This is a genomic window from Tetragenococcus halophilus subsp. halophilus DSM 20339 (assembly GCF_003841405.1).
Lineage (GTDB): Bacteria > Bacillota > Bacilli > Lactobacillales > Enterococcaceae > Tetragenococcus > Tetragenococcus halophilus.
This window is the reverse complement of the sequence record NZ_PXYA01000002.1, coordinates 19941-35138: the sequence shown is the minus strand read 5'-3', so window position 1 is coordinate 35138 and position 15198 is coordinate 19941. Positions and strand designations below refer to the sequence as shown.

At 38.2% G+C, this 15198-nt stretch carries 11 protein-coding genes and 1 pseudogene; 9 read left to right on the top strand and 3 right to left on the bottom strand.

Going from position 1 to position 15198, the window contains the following annotated elements:
• Nucleotides 1-13 precede the first annotated feature (13 nt).
• Complete coding sequence (locus C7K42_RS05795) at nucleotides 14-982, bottom strand: PocR ligand-binding domain-containing protein (RefSeq protein ID WP_014123879.1); 969 nt, start codon at nucleotides 980-982, stop codon at nucleotides 14-16.
• A 177-nt stretch (nucleotides 983-1159) separates the two neighbouring features.
• On the opposite strand from C7K42_RS05795, the gene C7K42_RS05790 reads away from it, so the two are divergent.
• The 4 genes from C7K42_RS05790 to dhaL all read left to right on the top strand — a co-directional run bounded on the left by C7K42_RS05790 (nucleotide 1160) and on the right by dhaL (nucleotide 4407).
• Entirely contained in the window at nucleotides 1160-2302 is a 1143-nt protein-coding gene (locus C7K42_RS05790) for a glycerol dehydrogenase (protein WP_014123880.1), read from the top strand.
• An 88-nt stretch (nucleotides 2303-2390) separates the two neighbouring features.
• The gene (gene dhaM, locus C7K42_RS05785) at nucleotides 2391-2789 is read left to right on the top strand and encodes a dihydroxyacetone kinase phosphoryl donor subunit DhaM (protein ID WP_014123881.1); all 399 of its coding nucleotides are present in this window, start codon (nucleotides 2391-2393) and stop codon (nucleotides 2787-2789) included.
• Nucleotides 2790-2810: 21 nt separating this feature from the next.
• On the top strand, nucleotides 2811-3794 hold the full coding sequence (dhaK, locus tag C7K42_RS05780) for a dihydroxyacetone kinase subunit DhaK (RefSeq protein ID WP_014123882.1): 984 nt from the start codon (nucleotides 2811-2813) through the stop codon (nucleotides 3792-3794).
• Nucleotides 3795-3807: 13 nt separating this feature from the next.
• On the top strand, nucleotides 3808-4407 hold the full coding sequence (gene dhaL, locus C7K42_RS05775; protein WP_038025595.1) for a dihydroxyacetone kinase subunit DhaL: 600 nt from the start codon (nucleotides 3808-3810) through the stop codon (nucleotides 4405-4407).
• A gap of 159 nt (nucleotides 4408-4566) precedes the next feature.
• Here dhaL and C7K42_RS05770 read toward each other — a convergent pair whose 3' ends face one another.
• On the bottom strand, nucleotides 4567-5280 hold the full coding sequence (locus C7K42_RS05770) for an SWIM zinc finger family protein (protein ID WP_061840043.1): 714 nt from the start codon (nucleotides 5278-5280) through the stop codon (nucleotides 4567-4569).
• A 2-nt stretch (nucleotides 5281-5282) separates the two neighbouring features.
• Nucleotides 5283-7814 (bottom strand): DEAD/DEAH box helicase, encoded by a 2532-nt coding sequence (locus C7K42_RS05765; protein WP_014123885.1) that lies wholly within the window; start codon nucleotides 7812-7814, stop codon nucleotides 5283-5285.
• A 190-nt stretch (nucleotides 7815-8004) separates the two neighbouring features.
• Here C7K42_RS05765 and C7K42_RS05760 point away from each other — a divergent pair, with 190 nt between their 5' ends.
• The 5 genes and pseudogenes from C7K42_RS05760 (at nucleotide 8005) to C7K42_RS05740 (ending at nucleotide 15070) form a co-directional block, all read left to right on the top strand.
• A complete protein-coding gene (locus C7K42_RS05760) occupies nucleotides 8005-8979 on the top strand; it encodes a tRNA dihydrouridine synthase (protein WP_014123886.1) in 975 nt (324 codons plus the stop codon).
• 420 nt (nucleotides 8980-9399) lie between these two features.
• Nucleotides 9400-10971, top strand: a complete 1572-nt coding sequence (locus C7K42_RS05755; RefSeq protein WP_069028708.1) for a PucR family transcriptional regulator — start codon at nucleotides 9400-9402, stop codon at nucleotides 10969-10971.
• A 134-nt stretch (nucleotides 10972-11105) separates the two neighbouring features.
• Nucleotides 11106-12375, top strand: a pseudogene (locus tag C7K42_RS05750) (cytosine permease).
• A 35-nt stretch (nucleotides 12376-12410) separates the two neighbouring features.
• The gene (locus tag C7K42_RS05745; protein WP_014123889.1) at nucleotides 12411-13505 is read left to right on the top strand and encodes an S-methyl thiohydantoin desulfurase family protein; all 1095 of its coding nucleotides are present in this window, start codon (nucleotides 12411-12413) and stop codon (nucleotides 13503-13505) included.
• Entirely contained in the window at nucleotides 13505-15070 is a 1566-nt protein-coding gene (locus C7K42_RS05740; RefSeq protein ID WP_103091773.1) for a hydantoinase/oxoprolinase N-terminal domain-containing protein, read from the top strand. The genes C7K42_RS05745 and C7K42_RS05740 overlap by 1 nt, the downstream gene beginning before the upstream one ends.
• Nucleotides 15071-15198 lie beyond the last annotated feature (128 nt).

Here is a 15198-nt window from a genome sequence, read left to right as displayed (position 1 = left end):
CTTAAAGCTTTCATTAAGCACTTTTTCGAAAGTTTAGTGGGGTGGTGCCTACATATTTTTTAAAGGTACGGACAAAATAACTTGCATCTACATAACCCAAATCATCTGAAATTTCATTAATCGTTTTGTTAGTATCACGCAATTGTTGTTTAGCTCTACGAACTTTTAGTTTATTGTATACTTGCGTAAATGGCTCGCCAAATTCTTCTTTTATTAAACGACTGAGATAATTGGGACTTAGGTTGGTTAGTTCAGCTAGGTATTGTAGATCAACTGTTCTATTAGAATCATACATCGCATCGATAGCGGGTTGCAATTGTGAATTTTTTGCTTGATAAGAGAGATTAATTTTTTCTTGTTCTTCCGAAACAAGTTCTAATGTGGCGGAATTTGTTGGTTGAAATTCTTTAGAAGAAATCTGTATACTGTTACCTTCATGTTTTTGAACAGAGTATCCCTTTTTTACGATTTCTGTCAAAATATATTTACTCAGCTGACCAATCATGTATGCTGCTTTATCCATGTCTTGGAAAGATAATTTGGGCAATTGTTCATAAGCTTTTTGGTGTTCTTTTTTGAACCATTGGATGAGTTCTTGGTCGTCTGCGTTTAAGACTTGCTCTAACTGATCTTGGTTTTCTTCCATTTGAACTTCTCCGGCCATGATCGCTCCCATGTAATGGCCCTCAACCATAATTGGAATTGCAATATCAACAATATCAAAATGGCAACGGTAAATGAAAGGAGTCCCTTTACGAACAGCTTCTAATGCGCCTCTTGCGTCACACTTTTCGCAGTATTTGCTCAATTTAGGGTGTTGCCGAACAAGTTGACAAAATGGTTGAATCTGGTTATGTGTACTAACAGGTTTGCCACGATAGTCAACTAAAATAATTGCTAATTGAGTTTCTATAGCGATAGCGTCTTGTAATTTTTCCCACTCACTTAAATCCAAGATACCTTCTAAATCCATTTGTTGCATATCTGTATCCCCCCGATCCCTTACCTCTTCAATCTATGTCGTCAATTAATAATAAAAAAGTTCTATTTTGTTGGTTTGTTCAATAAAAATAAACAAAAATTAAGCATGAAATTTCAATGATTTTTTTATGATAACGCTTTACAATAACATTGTAACAAAAATTAAGGAGGAATCAACATGAGGAAAGCATTGATTTTGCCAACCAAATACGTTCAAGGCGAAGATGAATTACTAAACTTAGGTTATTTTGTTTCGACGTTTGGAAAAAGTGCTTTATTAATCGGAAAAAATGAAGACATTGAACGGGTACGAACAAAATTGAACCAAACGGCTGATAAATATGGTGTTGAATTTTTTGAAGCAGGCTTTAATGGAGAAGCTACGCGAAATGAGGTACAGCGGTTGCAAAACATGTTAAACGAACAACCAGCTGACTGTGTTGTTGGTTTAGGCGGAGGAAAAGCTTTAGATACGGCAAAAGTTGTTGCAGACAGTGAAGGCTTAGAAGTCATTATTGCTCCAACGATTGCAGCGCAAGATGCACCAACTTCTCATTCTGCTGTTTTATATACAGAAGAACATAATTTTGATGATTATTATTATTGCAAGAAAAGTCCTGGCGTTGTGTTGGCAGATACAACAGTCATTGCGCAAGCACCAACTCGTTTCTTACTAGCGGGCATGGGTGATGCAATGTCAACGTATTTTGAAGCACGTGCAACGCACAACTCTTATTCAAGAGTCAACGCAAGCTTGCCAATGGGAACCAGAGAAGGTTACACACCTTCAGCAGTAGGTACTTATGCAGCATTACAACTTGCTAAATTATGTTTTGACAATCTACAAGAAGACGGGTTGAAAGCAAAATTATCGGCTGACAATAACCGAGTGACCGAATCGTTGAGTAAAATTGTAGAAACCAATATTTTGCTTTCTGGTTTAGGTTTTGAAAGTGGTGGTTTAGCAGCTGCTCATGCGATTTATAATGGCTTGACTGTGTTACCAGGGACACATGACTATCTTCACGGTGAACAAGTAGCCTTTACTACGTTAATTCAACTAGTTTTAGAAGACGCAGAAAAAAAAGAAATCAATACTGTACTTGGCTTTTATCACTCTGTTGGATTGCCGATGACTTTGGCAGATATCGGAGCAAATGAAGTTACTTATGAACAAGCACTAGAGGTAGCTAAAAAAGCTTGTATTCCAGAAGAATCGATTCATTCTATGCCATTTCCAATTGACGAAGAACAAGTAGCTAACGCGCTTATCGTCGCAAATCAAGTAGGAGAAGAATACAAGCAAAACGGTCCGTTATAATATCATCCTTGAACAGTTAAGCTGCAATCATAGTTTGTTAGATTGCAGCTTATTACTGTTAATCTTATACTGTTAGGAGAATGATTAGATGAAAACTAGCCTTTTGTTACTTTCTCATAGTAAAGAAATTACCGATGGCCTTAAGAAGATGATTGAACAAATGCAAACATCAAATGACGTATCTATTTATTCTTTAGGAGGCACGGTAGATAATGAAATCGGTTCGGACCCGACCAAAGTTGTGGATGCCGTCAATGAGGCGGGACAAGAAGATTGGTTCTTGGTTTTTGCTGATATTGGCAGTGCGATCCTCAATGCAGAAATGGCTCAAGACATGTTAGAAGAAGACCAACAAGAACGTTACTATCTGGTAGAAGCTCCTTTAGTGGAAGGCGCCTTTGCTGCGGCAATCACAGCTAGTACGACAAGTGATGTGCAACAAGTACTATCTGAAGCACAAAACGCTGGGAAAAAAGAGTGGTCATAAAAAATAAACGGAGGGTATAAGATGAAAAAAATTATCAATCAAACAGAAGATGTTATTGAAGAAATGTTACGAGGATTATCGGCTAGTTATCCTGGCCTTATTCATCGCATCGAAGATTCTCGTGTTATTGTAAAAAATGATACGAAACCACAAGTAGCCTTGGTTTCTGGTGGGGGCAGTGGTCATGAACCTTCACACGCGGGCTTTGTAGGCGATGGCATGTTGAGCGCTGCTGTGGCGGGGGATGTCTTTACTTCACCTACCCCCGATCAAATTCAAATCGCTATGCAAGACGCCGACCAAGGTCAAGGAGTGTTGTTAATCGTTAAAAATTATACAGGTGATAATTTAAACTTTGAAATGGCCCAAGAAATGGCAGAAATGGACGATATTCAATCTGAAATCGTAGTAGTGGATGACGACATCGCCGTGGAAGACAGTGAATTTACCGCCGGCAAACGCGGGGTCGCAGGAACCGTTCTGGTGCATAAAATTCTGGGCAACGCAGCTCGAAGAGGTGCTTCTTTGGATGAATTGAAACAACTAGGGGACGAAGTGGTGAAAAAAATCAAGACGATTGGCTTGGCTTTACACGCAGCTACCGTTCCCGAAGTGGGCAAACCCGGTTTCGAACTAGCCGAAGATGAACTGGAATACGGCGTGGGGATTCACGGAGAAGCAGGTTACCGTCGCGAAAAATTACAGCCGTCAAAAGACTTAGCCCAAGAGCTAGTGACTAAAATTTTGTCGGATTATGACAAGCAACCCCAAAAAGTGGGCGTTTTAGTGAACGGTATGGGCGGCACACCTTTAATGGAACAGTTTATTTTCATGAATGATGTGTTGAATTTGTTAAAAGAACAAAATGTTGAAGTCACTTTCCATAAAGTGGGCAACTACATGACTTCGCTTGATATGGAAGGTGTTTCTTTGACTTTGATTGATCTAGAAGATGAAACGATCAAAGAAGCTTTAGAAAGTGATGTTACGACGATTTCTTGGTAAGGAGGAAGGTTTAATGCAATTAACGGCGCAAGATGTACAAGCTTGGTTGGCAGAATTTACCGATAAAATCAAAGAAAATAAGCAGTATTTGAGTGATTTAGATACCCCTATTGGCGATGGCGACCATGGGAACAATATGGCCCGTGGAGTGAACGCTTATGAAGCATCTTTTGAGCAAAAACAACCAGAATCTATTAGTGATATTTTACAAGTCTTTTCCATGGCGATGATTTCTAAGGTTGGCGGTGCCTCAGGACCATTGTATGGCTCAGCCCTTATGAATATGGTCAAAGAAACCAAAGGGACCGAAACGATTGATTCTTATGAACAATTAGGAAACATCATTGAACAAGGATTAGCTGGCATCAAAAAACGAGGGAAAACCGAATTTGAGGATAAAACCATGGTTGATGTTTGGGAACCAGTGGTCCAAGCCTTAAAAGAAGGAAGCCTTGCAAAAGAACAAGTCGAAAGGGCTGAGGAATATACTCAAACATTGGTGGCTAAAAAGGGTAGAGCTTCCTACCTAGCAGGACGTTCGAAAGGACACATTGATCCGGGGGCCGCGTCTAGTGCATTATTTTTTGATGCTTTGGTTGATGCCATTAAATAAAAAAGCAAGCAAATAGGAGCAATATATTTAAGACGCTTGAACCGCTCATTTGTGATAGTATAGTTTCGTTTATGACTTTTATCACAGTGAGAGAATCAAGCGCCTTTTTATTACATATTTTTTGAGATAAGTTATAAAATTAACCTAAAGTAATCTGTTCTATTCTAAATCAAAAAGATCGATAATCGAATCATCCTCAATGATACGATCAGACTTTACAGAAGAAGCGTTTTCCAAGAGGGAGGACATCTTTTCTTCTACTGATCTTTTCACTAAAGCAGAGGTATCCACCCCCCGTAATTCAAATAAGAGCAAGGGCTCTGAGTCTAATTTAGCGCCTACCGCATACAGTATGGCCGAGACGTGTTTGCACATATAAGCACTGTCGGGGCAACTACAACTAAATTGAATTTCATTCATCTTTGGAAAGAGGCCATTCTCACTTGTTAGAAACACTTTCTCTAATGCTTTAGGGAATTTTCCATAGGCTAAATCTTCTAAGCTTTCAACATGGCCGTTGATTTGTTCTTCCAAGCGTTGATCGGCAATAGGGTCTATGGTAATGATAACTTGATAAAGATTATTGCCGCTACCACTCACGGTTCCAGTGATCAGTCCTTCCTTAATAGCTAAATCAAAAACAAAGCCATTTTTGATATAAGAACGACCTCGAGAAACGCGGTTATCATGGTCTGCATAATATTTTAAATGATTACACCACGCTTTTCCCCAAAAGGACTTAGCGATTTTATTACCATTTATAGTAATAGGAACGGCATTTGGATGCTTTTTTTGATAGCTTCTTCTTTTTGTTGTTGCTCTGTCCCTTTTTTCTGCGATACTTTCATATTCATAAAAGTCGTAGCTAGACATGATCAGTTCGCCTCCAAAGTGAATAATTGTTTCAATTCTTGGTTACTCATTTCCGTTAGCCAATTTTCACCGCTTGTTTCAGAAATAAGATCATTAGAGAGTTGTGTTTTTTCGGATAACATTTCATCAATCTTTTCTTCGATGGTTCCTGTTGTGACAAATTTATAAACAAAAACATTTTTTTCCTGGCCAATTCGAAAAGCTCGGTCTGTTGCTTGATTTTCAACTGCCGGGTTCCACCAACGATCAAAGTGAATCACATGGTTGGCGGCGGTTAAGTTAACACCTACACCGCCTGCTTTGATTGATAATACCATATAAGGGGTGTAGGATTCTGATGAGTTAAACTCTTGGACATATTGCGCTCTTTTTTTTGCTGGCACGCTTCCGTGTAAGACAAGGCCTGATTTGCCAAAAACTTCCGCTAGAAATTCATTTAAAGGTTCACACATTTCTTTAAACTGCGTAAAAATTAGTACCTGTTCATGTTTATCCCGGATCGTTTCGCATAGGGCACGTAAGTTTTCAAATTTTCCACTGAGGTTCGGTCGAAACTCTTGGTTGCCTAGATATTGGTCAGGATGGTTACAAATTTGTTTAAACTTGGAAATAGCAGATAGAATCATTCCCTTTCGTTGAATCCCTTCAGAGTCTTCCAAGGATTTTTCAATCTCACGCTGTACGCCTTTATATAGAGCTACTTGTTTTTTTGAAAGTCCAATGTATTCTTTTTGCTCATTTTTTGCTGGTAAATCAGAAATGATCTGTTGGTCGGTTTTCAAACGTCGTAAAATAAATGGTGAAATCATTTTTCTTAAAGCGCCGTAATCCATGCCTTTTTTGATTTGAGAGCTAAATTCTTTTTTTGTGCCTAACAATCCCTGGTTTAAAAAGTCAAAGACACTCCACAAGTCCGATAATCGATTTTCAATAGGCGTTCCTGTCATGGCGATTTTAGCACGTGCGTGCAAAGCTTTCACGTTTTTCGTTTGTTTTGTTCCGGGGTTTTTAATGGCTTGAGCTTCATCTAAAATGAGTAAGTCAAAAGTCTTTTCATAAAGAGCCGCGATTTTACTTACCATGCCATAAGTCGTAATGAACAGATCAGCTGTGGCATCCTGCATATCAGTTTGTTTTCCGTGTAAGATTTGCACGTTTAAATTAGGCGCAAATCTAGCTGCTTCTTTTCTCCAATTTTCGATGAGAGAAGCTGGAATGATTAGAAGCGCACGAGTACCTTGATTTTTTAAAGCATCTAATAAAGCTAAAATTTGTACAGTTTTTCCTAAGCCCATATCATCAGCGAGCAAAGCTCCGAAAGATTGGTTTTGCATAAACTTCAACCAATTATAGCCGACACGCTGATAAGGTCGTAGTTCAGCTTGGAATGTAGTTGCGGGTTCTGCCTGGTCGATTTTCCTTGGCATTGTCATTTGAGTAAATACCTGATTTAACCATTGTCCGTTATTTATTTCGATAGGTTGGTTCTCTTCAGAATCTGTATTTATTTGCTGGTTTCGTAAGGCTTCGAATAGCGTCCATTGCGTATTTTCTTGTTCTTCAAAAGTATCGAGCAAATCTTGTAATTTTTCATGATTAATTTCAATCCATTTTCCTTTTAAAAAAGCGAGTCCTTCGTCTTGTTGTAAAAGTGATTCGATCTCGGCTTTTGAATAGCGATCTTGGCCTAGATACAGTTCTGGTTGACTTGAGAGAAGAGAATCCATGCCGAGATAACTTGGCTGTTGATCTCCTAGAGTTACCTTGACAGAAGCTTGATATTCTTTTTTCCAAAAGTCAGGAATGCGACAAATAACTCCGCTTTCTTCATAAATAGGCGTTTCTTTTAAAAATTGATATGCTTCTTGTTCATTAAATCCTAAAGGAGAAAATAACTCACCGGATTCAACTAACTGGGAGATAAAAGTGGACTCATCAGCAACTCGGCCCACTGCAGAAAGTAATGAGAAAATTTCAGTTGAATTTTCAAATTCTGAAAGAGCGTTTTTTAGCGGTCTATGATTCACTTTTCCATTTTGCAGTGTGGCATAAGTAGCTAAAAAAGCGAAAGGAGTGGGGCCTTGCTTACGCTCAATCAAGTGGAAATAGACTCTTCCGGCGGTTGTTAAATTTTGATTTTTTGACTGAACATAATCTGCTACACTTCCTTGGAAATTTTTCATTTCCTCAGCAAAAATGTTCGCCAATTCTTGGTGAATGGCCTGAAGCCATGAAATGGTGACAAATTCATAACCGATAACAAAAGGGACCTCATTTACTAAGGTTTGGTAAAAATGTTTCGCTGGGAAACGGAACTTACGGGTAATTTCGATTTCTCCGTCTTTTTTTAATTGGTGGACAAAGCTTTGCGCCACTTGTAATAAGTAGTCGATGGAAGGATCGGTTTTGCTTATTCTCTCTGCAAAGCCTTGTTCGTAAAGTGTGCGAAAGGGTTCATTTTTTAAACGATATTCAAATGGCGTTGTAGGTTGTTCAATAGAAAAACCTGTCTTTGTAAAAATTGCTTGTGCCACAGTTCATACCTCTTTTTGTTTTAATTATTATATAGTCATTTTATCACATTCTATTGCTAAGGATACAAGTTCTGGGCAATTTAAAAATTCTAAAAGAGAACAAACTTACTTTTTGCACCATTTTGTCATTACTAGTATAATAACTTTGTTTTGAATAGAAATGGAATACATAAATTAGGAGAGTTTATAAATGACTAAGAATTTTTGGGCAGAATTACCGAAGCCCTTTTTTATTTTAGCGCCGATGGAAGATGTGACAGATGTCGCTTTTCGTCATGTGATAAAAGAAGCTGGTGCGCCGGATGTTTATTTTACTGAGTTTACCAACTCGGATAGCTATTGTCACCCGGATGGTAGGCAAAGTGTCCAAGGTCGCCTGACTTTTACTGAAGATGAAAAACCGATCGTGGCACATATTTGGGGAGATAAACCTGAATATTTCCGTGAGATGAGTCTTGGTTTAGCCGAAATGGGCTTTAGTGGTGTTGATATTAACATGGGGTGTCCGGTTCGTAATGTGGTAAGACGCGGGAAAGGTAGTGGTCTGATTTTACGACCAGAAGTCGCTACTGAGTTGATTGATGCAGCCAAAGCTGGCGGCTTACCGGTTAGTGTGAAAACACGGATCGGCTATGAGCAAATGGATGAAATGGAAGAATGGATCACCCATTTATTAGAACAAGATATCGTGAATTTATCGATTCATCTGCGAACACGTAAAGAGATGAGTAAGGCAGATGCTCATTGGGATATGATTCCACAGATTGTAGCGATTCGTGATCGGATTGCGCCGCAAACTTTGATTACAATTAATGGAGATATCCCTGATCGCCAAACAGGGTTAGAACTCGTGGAAAAATATGGCGTGGACGGCGTTATGATAGGTCGTGGCGTTTTTAACAATCCTTTTGCTTTCGAAACACAGCCTAAAGAACACAGTGTGCAAGAATATATTGATTTGTTGCGCTTGCAACTTGATTTACAAGACTATTATAGTGAAACTGTTCCTCGCCCTGTTGCTGGCTTACGTCGTTTCTTTAAAATTTATATTAAAGGCTTTCCGGGCGCTAGCGATTTGCGAGCTGAATTGATGCAAACAGAAACAACGGATGAAATACGCGAAACTTTGGCTAACTTTTTTCAAAATACTTCTATCGCAAGTTAATGAGACGCTTCTATTTAGGAGCGTCTTTTTTTATCTAAAAGACAGGTAGAGAAATGGAAAAACGCTCCCTATCTTTACAATCTCAGGGAGCAAAACGAAAAAGTACCCCCTATCTTTGCAATCATGGGGAGTGAATTAGCATTTCATTCCCTATCTTTTCTGATTTTTGTTTGATTTTTTTACTTATTTCCATTTTATCCTTAATAACAGGGAGTGTATAAACGAAACGCTCCCTATCTTTGCAATCTCAGGGAAAAAAATGAAAAAACACTCCCTGTCTTTTCAATCACAGGGAGCAAATTCGTATTTTACTCCCTGTTCTATTGAAAAAATTTTGAATTGTTAGACAATTTATTCATGACTTTATCTTAAGCTAATGCTACAATAACGGACAAAGCAAGCAAAAGGGAGGGGAAATAGATGAGTGTGGAGTTTAAAAGTCTCTTAAACTTACCTTCTTTAAGAGAAGCAGAAGTAGTTGCAGGTGTAGACGGTCTAAAAAGGCAAGTATCTTCTATTACAGTATTAGAGCAATCAAATGTTGCCAAATTAAGGGAAGAATTATTTAATCAAGAAGATAAATACGGAAGTGAGATTGTTATTAGTGGGCTAATGACAATTTCTCATGACATTGATGCTCAAGTAGAAATGATCCAACATTTGCAACGTGAAGGAGAAATAGGCTTAATTCTTTATTATGTAGGTGTTTTTATTCCAGAAATAGACCAACGTTTACTGGATACGTGTAATAAATTAAACTTTCCACTGATTGTGATGCCAGAAGGAGAGCCTTCTTTACGTTATAGTGAAGTTATTTATGAAGTGGTAGAAGCTATTGTCAAACAAGAAATGGTCGAAACAAGTTTTTCTAATCAAATGGTGGAACAAATTTCTAAACTTCCTGCCAACCAGCGTAACGCAGATACGATGTTAAAAATGTTAACCGATCGAACACATAGTTCTATTGTATTAACGGATATGCGAGGCCAAATTATTAATGCAGGTACTTGGCCAAGTATTAGTACTTTGGATCTGTCTTATATGGTTAAACAAACAACAGGTACTAACATTCAATCGATAGAAACTGTTTCTGCTGTGAAGCGAACGATTTTTCATAGTGGGATGGAAGCTATCCAGTTTTATATGTTTAAGGAAAATCAACCATTAACTGAAAATATGGTGGAACAAGCCGCGGAAGTGGTGCAAATCTTTATGAACTTATGGGGTCAAAATTATGAAGCAGTCAACACACAAGAACTGGTCAAAGCGATTTTGAATGACGAAAGTGTCAAGATGCGTCGATTAGGCGCTGTTTTACATATAGACGTGGGAAATATTTCCAACGTGTGGTTTGTTCATGTAGAAGAGCCTACTTTACAAGCAATAGTAATGCGGCAATTAAAAGAAGAAATGACTTCACACTTTAACGTTTTACTCGTAGAATTGTTTGAACAGATAATTGCGGTATTTATGGATGAAGGAAAAACCAATGAAGGTTTTGATATGATTGCCTTTGAAGTATCTAAAAAGCTACAGCAAGAAGGGATTTGTCATACCATTGTGCAATATTTAGGCATGGGTACAACCAGTGATGTACAGGCTGCTTATAGCAAAATGAAAGAATACTTTGAGCAGGCGAAATTTTTGTATCCTAAACAAAGGATGTTTACGCAGCTACACTTTCAGTTTGTAGCAGAGTGCGAAAAGAGGATCGCTGAAGGAGAAAAATCCATTCATCAAGCACTAGGGCCGTTGCAGCCATTAATAAAACAGCCCGAATTGCTAGATACCTTAGCTGTTTTCTTACTAGATGCACAAAGTCACTATGCTAAAGCGGGTAAATTACTATATGTACACATGAATACAATCAAATATCGAATCAAAAGAATCAACGAGTTGGTGCATTATTCCGTAACTAAATTACCTGAGAGTTTAACTTATTACCGTGCTATTGCCATCTGGCGTTTATTAAAAAATACAGAAAAAAGATAGATCAAGAGATGATTTTTGTCGATATTGACAAAACATCTCTTGTTTATTTTTAGTTTAAGATAAATACAAAGCTCCCCTTTTTACGTATAATAGCAGGTATTCTCAAAAAAATTGAGGGAAATGGGGGGCTTTTTATGCAAGACAACAAAGAAGAACAGACTTGGCAAAGTTTAGCTTTTATTTGGATTGGTTCTATGATTAGTGTGCCAGGGTTATTACTTGGTGGTACTTTAATTGCTGGAATGTCTTTTTGGAGAGCAATTTTAACAGCTTTGGTAGGTTACGGTGTTATTGTTATTGGAATGATTTTCCAAGGTATTCAAAGTTCAGATTTAAGAAAGCCAACTGTTCAAGTGGCTTCCCAAGTTTTTGGTGAACAGGGTGCTCAAAAAATTATTGCTATTATCTTAGCCATTTCTTGTTTGGGTTGGTTCGGGTTACAAGCCAATGTCGCAGGTGTGGCGTTTTCACAATTTTTGGCATTATATGATATTGGATTGCCTGTGTGGATTTCGAGTTTATTTTGGGGGATCGTAATGTTATTATCTGCGATCTTTGGTATTAAATTACTTAGTTGGTTAAATTATATTGCAGTACCTTTTTTATTAGTTGTTATTCTTTATGCTATCGTTATTTCGGTGACTGGCGGTGGCTGGACAGCGATTGTAAACTATCAACCTGAAACACATATGCCTTTTCTAACAGGCGTCTCGGTGACAATTGGTTCATTTGCTTTAGGAGCTATTATTGCAGGGGATTATTCGCAATATGTTCGTAAACGTTCAGGTGTAGCTAAAGCTTCAATTATCGGTGTTCTGCCCGCAGGAATTTTGATGATTGCGGCAGGTGCGATTTTTGGTGTAACTTCTGAGACTGCAGATATTATCTCAGTATTTACTCAATTAGGGTTGCCTGTAATCGGAGTGATCGCTATGCTTTTGGCTACTTGGACAACGAATGCTGTGAATGCATTTTCTGGTGGAATTGCTATTGTAAATGTGTTTAACGTAGCTAAAGAAAAACAAACGATTGCTGTCGCAGCTGCGGGGGGGTATGGGAACTATCCTTGCTGCGATAGGTATTCTGGACTATTTTGTTCCTATTATGAATGTGTTATCTGCGATGATTCCGCCTGTTGCTGGTGTGATGATTGCTTCGTATTGGATTATTCAAAAAGGAGATCCTGCAAGTTGGTATGAGATCTCTAAGATTCATTGGTTAGGCGTAATTTCTTGGTTTATTGGTGCTTCAGTGGCGGCATTACCGGTTATTTTGGAATTTTTCCCTAATGCACCGCAATTACTTAATCAACCTTTGATTGGTGTTGTTATCTCATTTGTTATTTATTATGTGGGTTACCAATTTATAGAGAAAAAAGCTGTGAAAAGAAATCTTGATGATTAAACAATAGAATTTTAGAAACATTGGAGGAAAAAATTATGTACAAAATTGATGAAGAAGCCATTGAAAACATTGCGGTGGGGGCAGCTTTGTTAGGAACTGGTGGTGGCGGCGATCCGTATATTGGTAAAATGATGGCTCTTTCAGCGATTAATGAATACGGTCCGGCTCATCTAGTTTCTCCTGATGAAATTGACGAAAACGCAATGTACGCACCAGCTGCTATGATGGGAGCGCCTAGTGTTTTAGTGGAAAAATTTCCTAAAGGAGATGAATTTGTCCGTGTATTTCAAAAATTGGAGAAGTACTTAGGAAGTGAAATTAAAGGAGTATTTCCAATGGAAGCTGGTGGAGTAAATTCCATGATTCCTATCATTGTAGCCGCTCAATTAGGTTTACCTTTGATTGATTGTGATGGTATGGGACGAGCTTTTCCAGAACTACAAATGGTCACTTTTCATTTAAACGGTGTTTCTTCTACACCTATGGCAATAACAGATGAGAAGGGAAATATTGGCATTATTGAAACAGTAGATAATGTTTGGGCTGAACGCCTAGCGCGAACAGCTACGGTGGAAATGGGTGCAAGTACCTTGATTAGTAATTATCCTTCTTCAGGAACTGAACTCAAACGTTCTGGAATAGCTAATATTGTTTCTCTTTCAGAGAAACTAGGTCGCATCATTCGTTCTAAAGAAAAAGATAATCAAGTTAAATTACAAAAGGTGTTAGACATTACGGGTGGCTATGATTTGTTTACTGGAAAAATAGTCGATGTATTAAGAGGAACTGAAGGAGGCTTTAACCGAGGAAAAGTGATTATTGAAGGTCTAGCTGAATATACAGATGAAGAAGTTAATGTATATATCCAAAATGAAAATTTGATTGCCTTAAAAAATGGACATCCTTTGGTATTAACGCCAGATCTTATTTGTTTAGTAGATTTGGAAACTTTGACTCCAGTAACTACAGAAAGTCTAAAATACGGAAAACGTGTGCGACTACTAGCTTTACCATGTAACAAGCAGTGGCGTAGTGCAAAAGGGATTGAAACAGTAGGGCCCCGTTATTTTGGTTATGATTATGACTATGACCCTGTTGAAGAATTAGTAAGAAAGGAGCGAGGTCAATAATGGAATATAAAATCGGTATTGATGTTGGTGGAACAAATACAGACGCTGTTATTTTAGATGAAAACTTAAAGCTGATTCATAGTGTCAAATATCCTACAACCGAAGACATCGAAAGTGGTATTTTTCAAGCATTACATTTAGTACTTAAAGAATCAAAAATTAATAAAGCAGCGGTAACTCATGCGATGTTAGGAACAACTCAGTGTACAAATGCCATTGTAGAACGAAAAAAATTAGCTAAAGTAGGTGTGCTCCGCTTAGGTTATCCAGCAACTGCTTCTGTTGCTCCTTTTACTGCTTGGCCTGATACAATCGTGCAGCAACTATCTAAAACTTACGCTTTTGCTAAAGGTGGTTATGAATTTGACGGAAGAAATCTTTCAAGTTTTGACGAACAAGAAATACGTGATATTTTAACAAGTTGGAAAGGAAAAGTTGAATCAATTGCTGTTATAGGAGTATTCTCTTCTTTAAAAAATGAGCAAGAATTCTACGTAAGAGAATTAGCCCAAGAGATTTTAGGAGAAAGTATTCCAGTTTCTCTATCTTCTACGATTGGCTCTGTGGGATTGATTGAAAGAGAGAATGCAACTATTTTAAACGCCGCTTTATTTAAAGTGATGCGTACAACAAGTGATGGCTTTGAAAAAGCTTTGCTACAAGAAGGCGTTTCAGATGCCGAAGTTTACCTCTGTCAAAATGATGGAACATTAATGTCCATTGATTATGCACGGGAATTTCCCATTTTGACTATTGCCTGTGGTCCGACCAACAGTATTCGTGGGGCCTCTTATTTAGCAGATTTAGAAAATGCTATTGTATTAGACGTTGGCGGAACAACTTCTGATATTGGTGTAATTACCGATGGATTTCCTCGCGAATCTTCTGTTGCGGTCGATGTGGGAGGTGTACGTACCAATTTTCGGATGCCTGATATCGTATCGATTGGCTTGGGAGGAGGCTCTATTGTACGTCAAACAGCAGATGATGATGTGACTGTGGGACCAGATAGCGTGGGTTATCAATTAGTAGATAAAGCGATGGTTTTTGGTGGTGATACTTTAACTGCTACCGATATTGCGGTTCGCTTAGGAAAAATTGAAATTGGAGAACCGGCAAATGTTGCACATATCGATACTGTTTTTGCTGAAAAAGCTTACGCAAAAATCGGCGCGATAACAGAAGAAGCTATTGATCGAATGAAAACCAGCGCTGGTGATGTAACCTTAATCCTTGTAGGTGGAGGAAGTGTAATTATCCCACAAGAATTAAATGGCGTAAAAGAGATCATTCGTGATGAAAAAGGAGCGGTTGCTAATGCGATCGGAGCTTCGATCTCGCAAATTGGGGGCCAATATGAACAAATTTATATTTATTCGCAAATTGCAAGAGAACAAGCCATGCAAGATGCTCGAGAAAAAGCAGATGACCAAGCGATGAAAGCAGGAGCTATTGAAGGTACCATTGAACTGGTAGAAGTCGAAGAAATTCCACTTGCTTATCATCCAGATAACGCGACACGCTTGCGGGTGAAAGTTGTAGGAGATCTAGTACAGAATAGGTAAAAAAGTTGTAGATGCTCTCTGAAACTGTGAGTATCTACAACTTTTTATAATAAAAGATTTTTATCTGTAATGTTGAGTAAGAAGACGAAGCTTCCTCAATAATGTAATGAGTTATTGTTGACTAGCTT

Coding starts and splice junctions, on each gene's coding strand:
- dhaM (WP_014123881.1), top strand. CDS start 2,391: ATGAAAACTAGCCTTTTGTTACTTTCTCATAGTAAAGAAATTACCGAT.
- C7K42_RS05795 (WP_014123879.1), bottom strand. CDS start 982: ATGCAACAAATGGATTTAGAAGGTATCTTGGATTTAAGTGAGTGGGAA.
- C7K42_RS05740 (WP_103091773.1), top strand. CDS start 13,505: ATGGAATATAAAATCGGTATTGATGTTGGTGGAACAAATACAGACGCT.
- C7K42_RS05790 (WP_014123880.1), top strand. CDS start 1,160: ATGAGGAAAGCATTGATTTTGCCAACCAAATACGTTCAAGGCGAAGAT.
- dhaK (WP_014123882.1), top strand. CDS start 2,811: ATGAAAAAAATTATCAATCAAACAGAAGATGTTATTGAAGAAATGTTA.
- C7K42_RS05770 (WP_061840043.1), bottom strand. CDS start 5,280: ATGTCTAGCTACGACTTTTATGAATATGAAAGTATCGCAGAAAAAAGG.
- C7K42_RS05760 (WP_014123886.1), top strand. CDS start 8,005: ATGACTAAGAATTTTTGGGCAGAATTACCGAAGCCCTTTTTTATTTTA.
- C7K42_RS05745 (WP_014123889.1), top strand. CDS start 12,411: ATGTACAAAATTGATGAAGAAGCCATTGAAAACATTGCGGTGGGGGCA.
- C7K42_RS05755 (WP_069028708.1), top strand. CDS start 9,400: ATGAGTGTGGAGTTTAAAAGTCTCTTAAACTTACCTTCTTTAAGAGAA.
- dhaL (WP_038025595.1), top strand. CDS start 3,808: ATGCAATTAACGGCGCAAGATGTACAAGCTTGGTTGGCAGAATTTACC.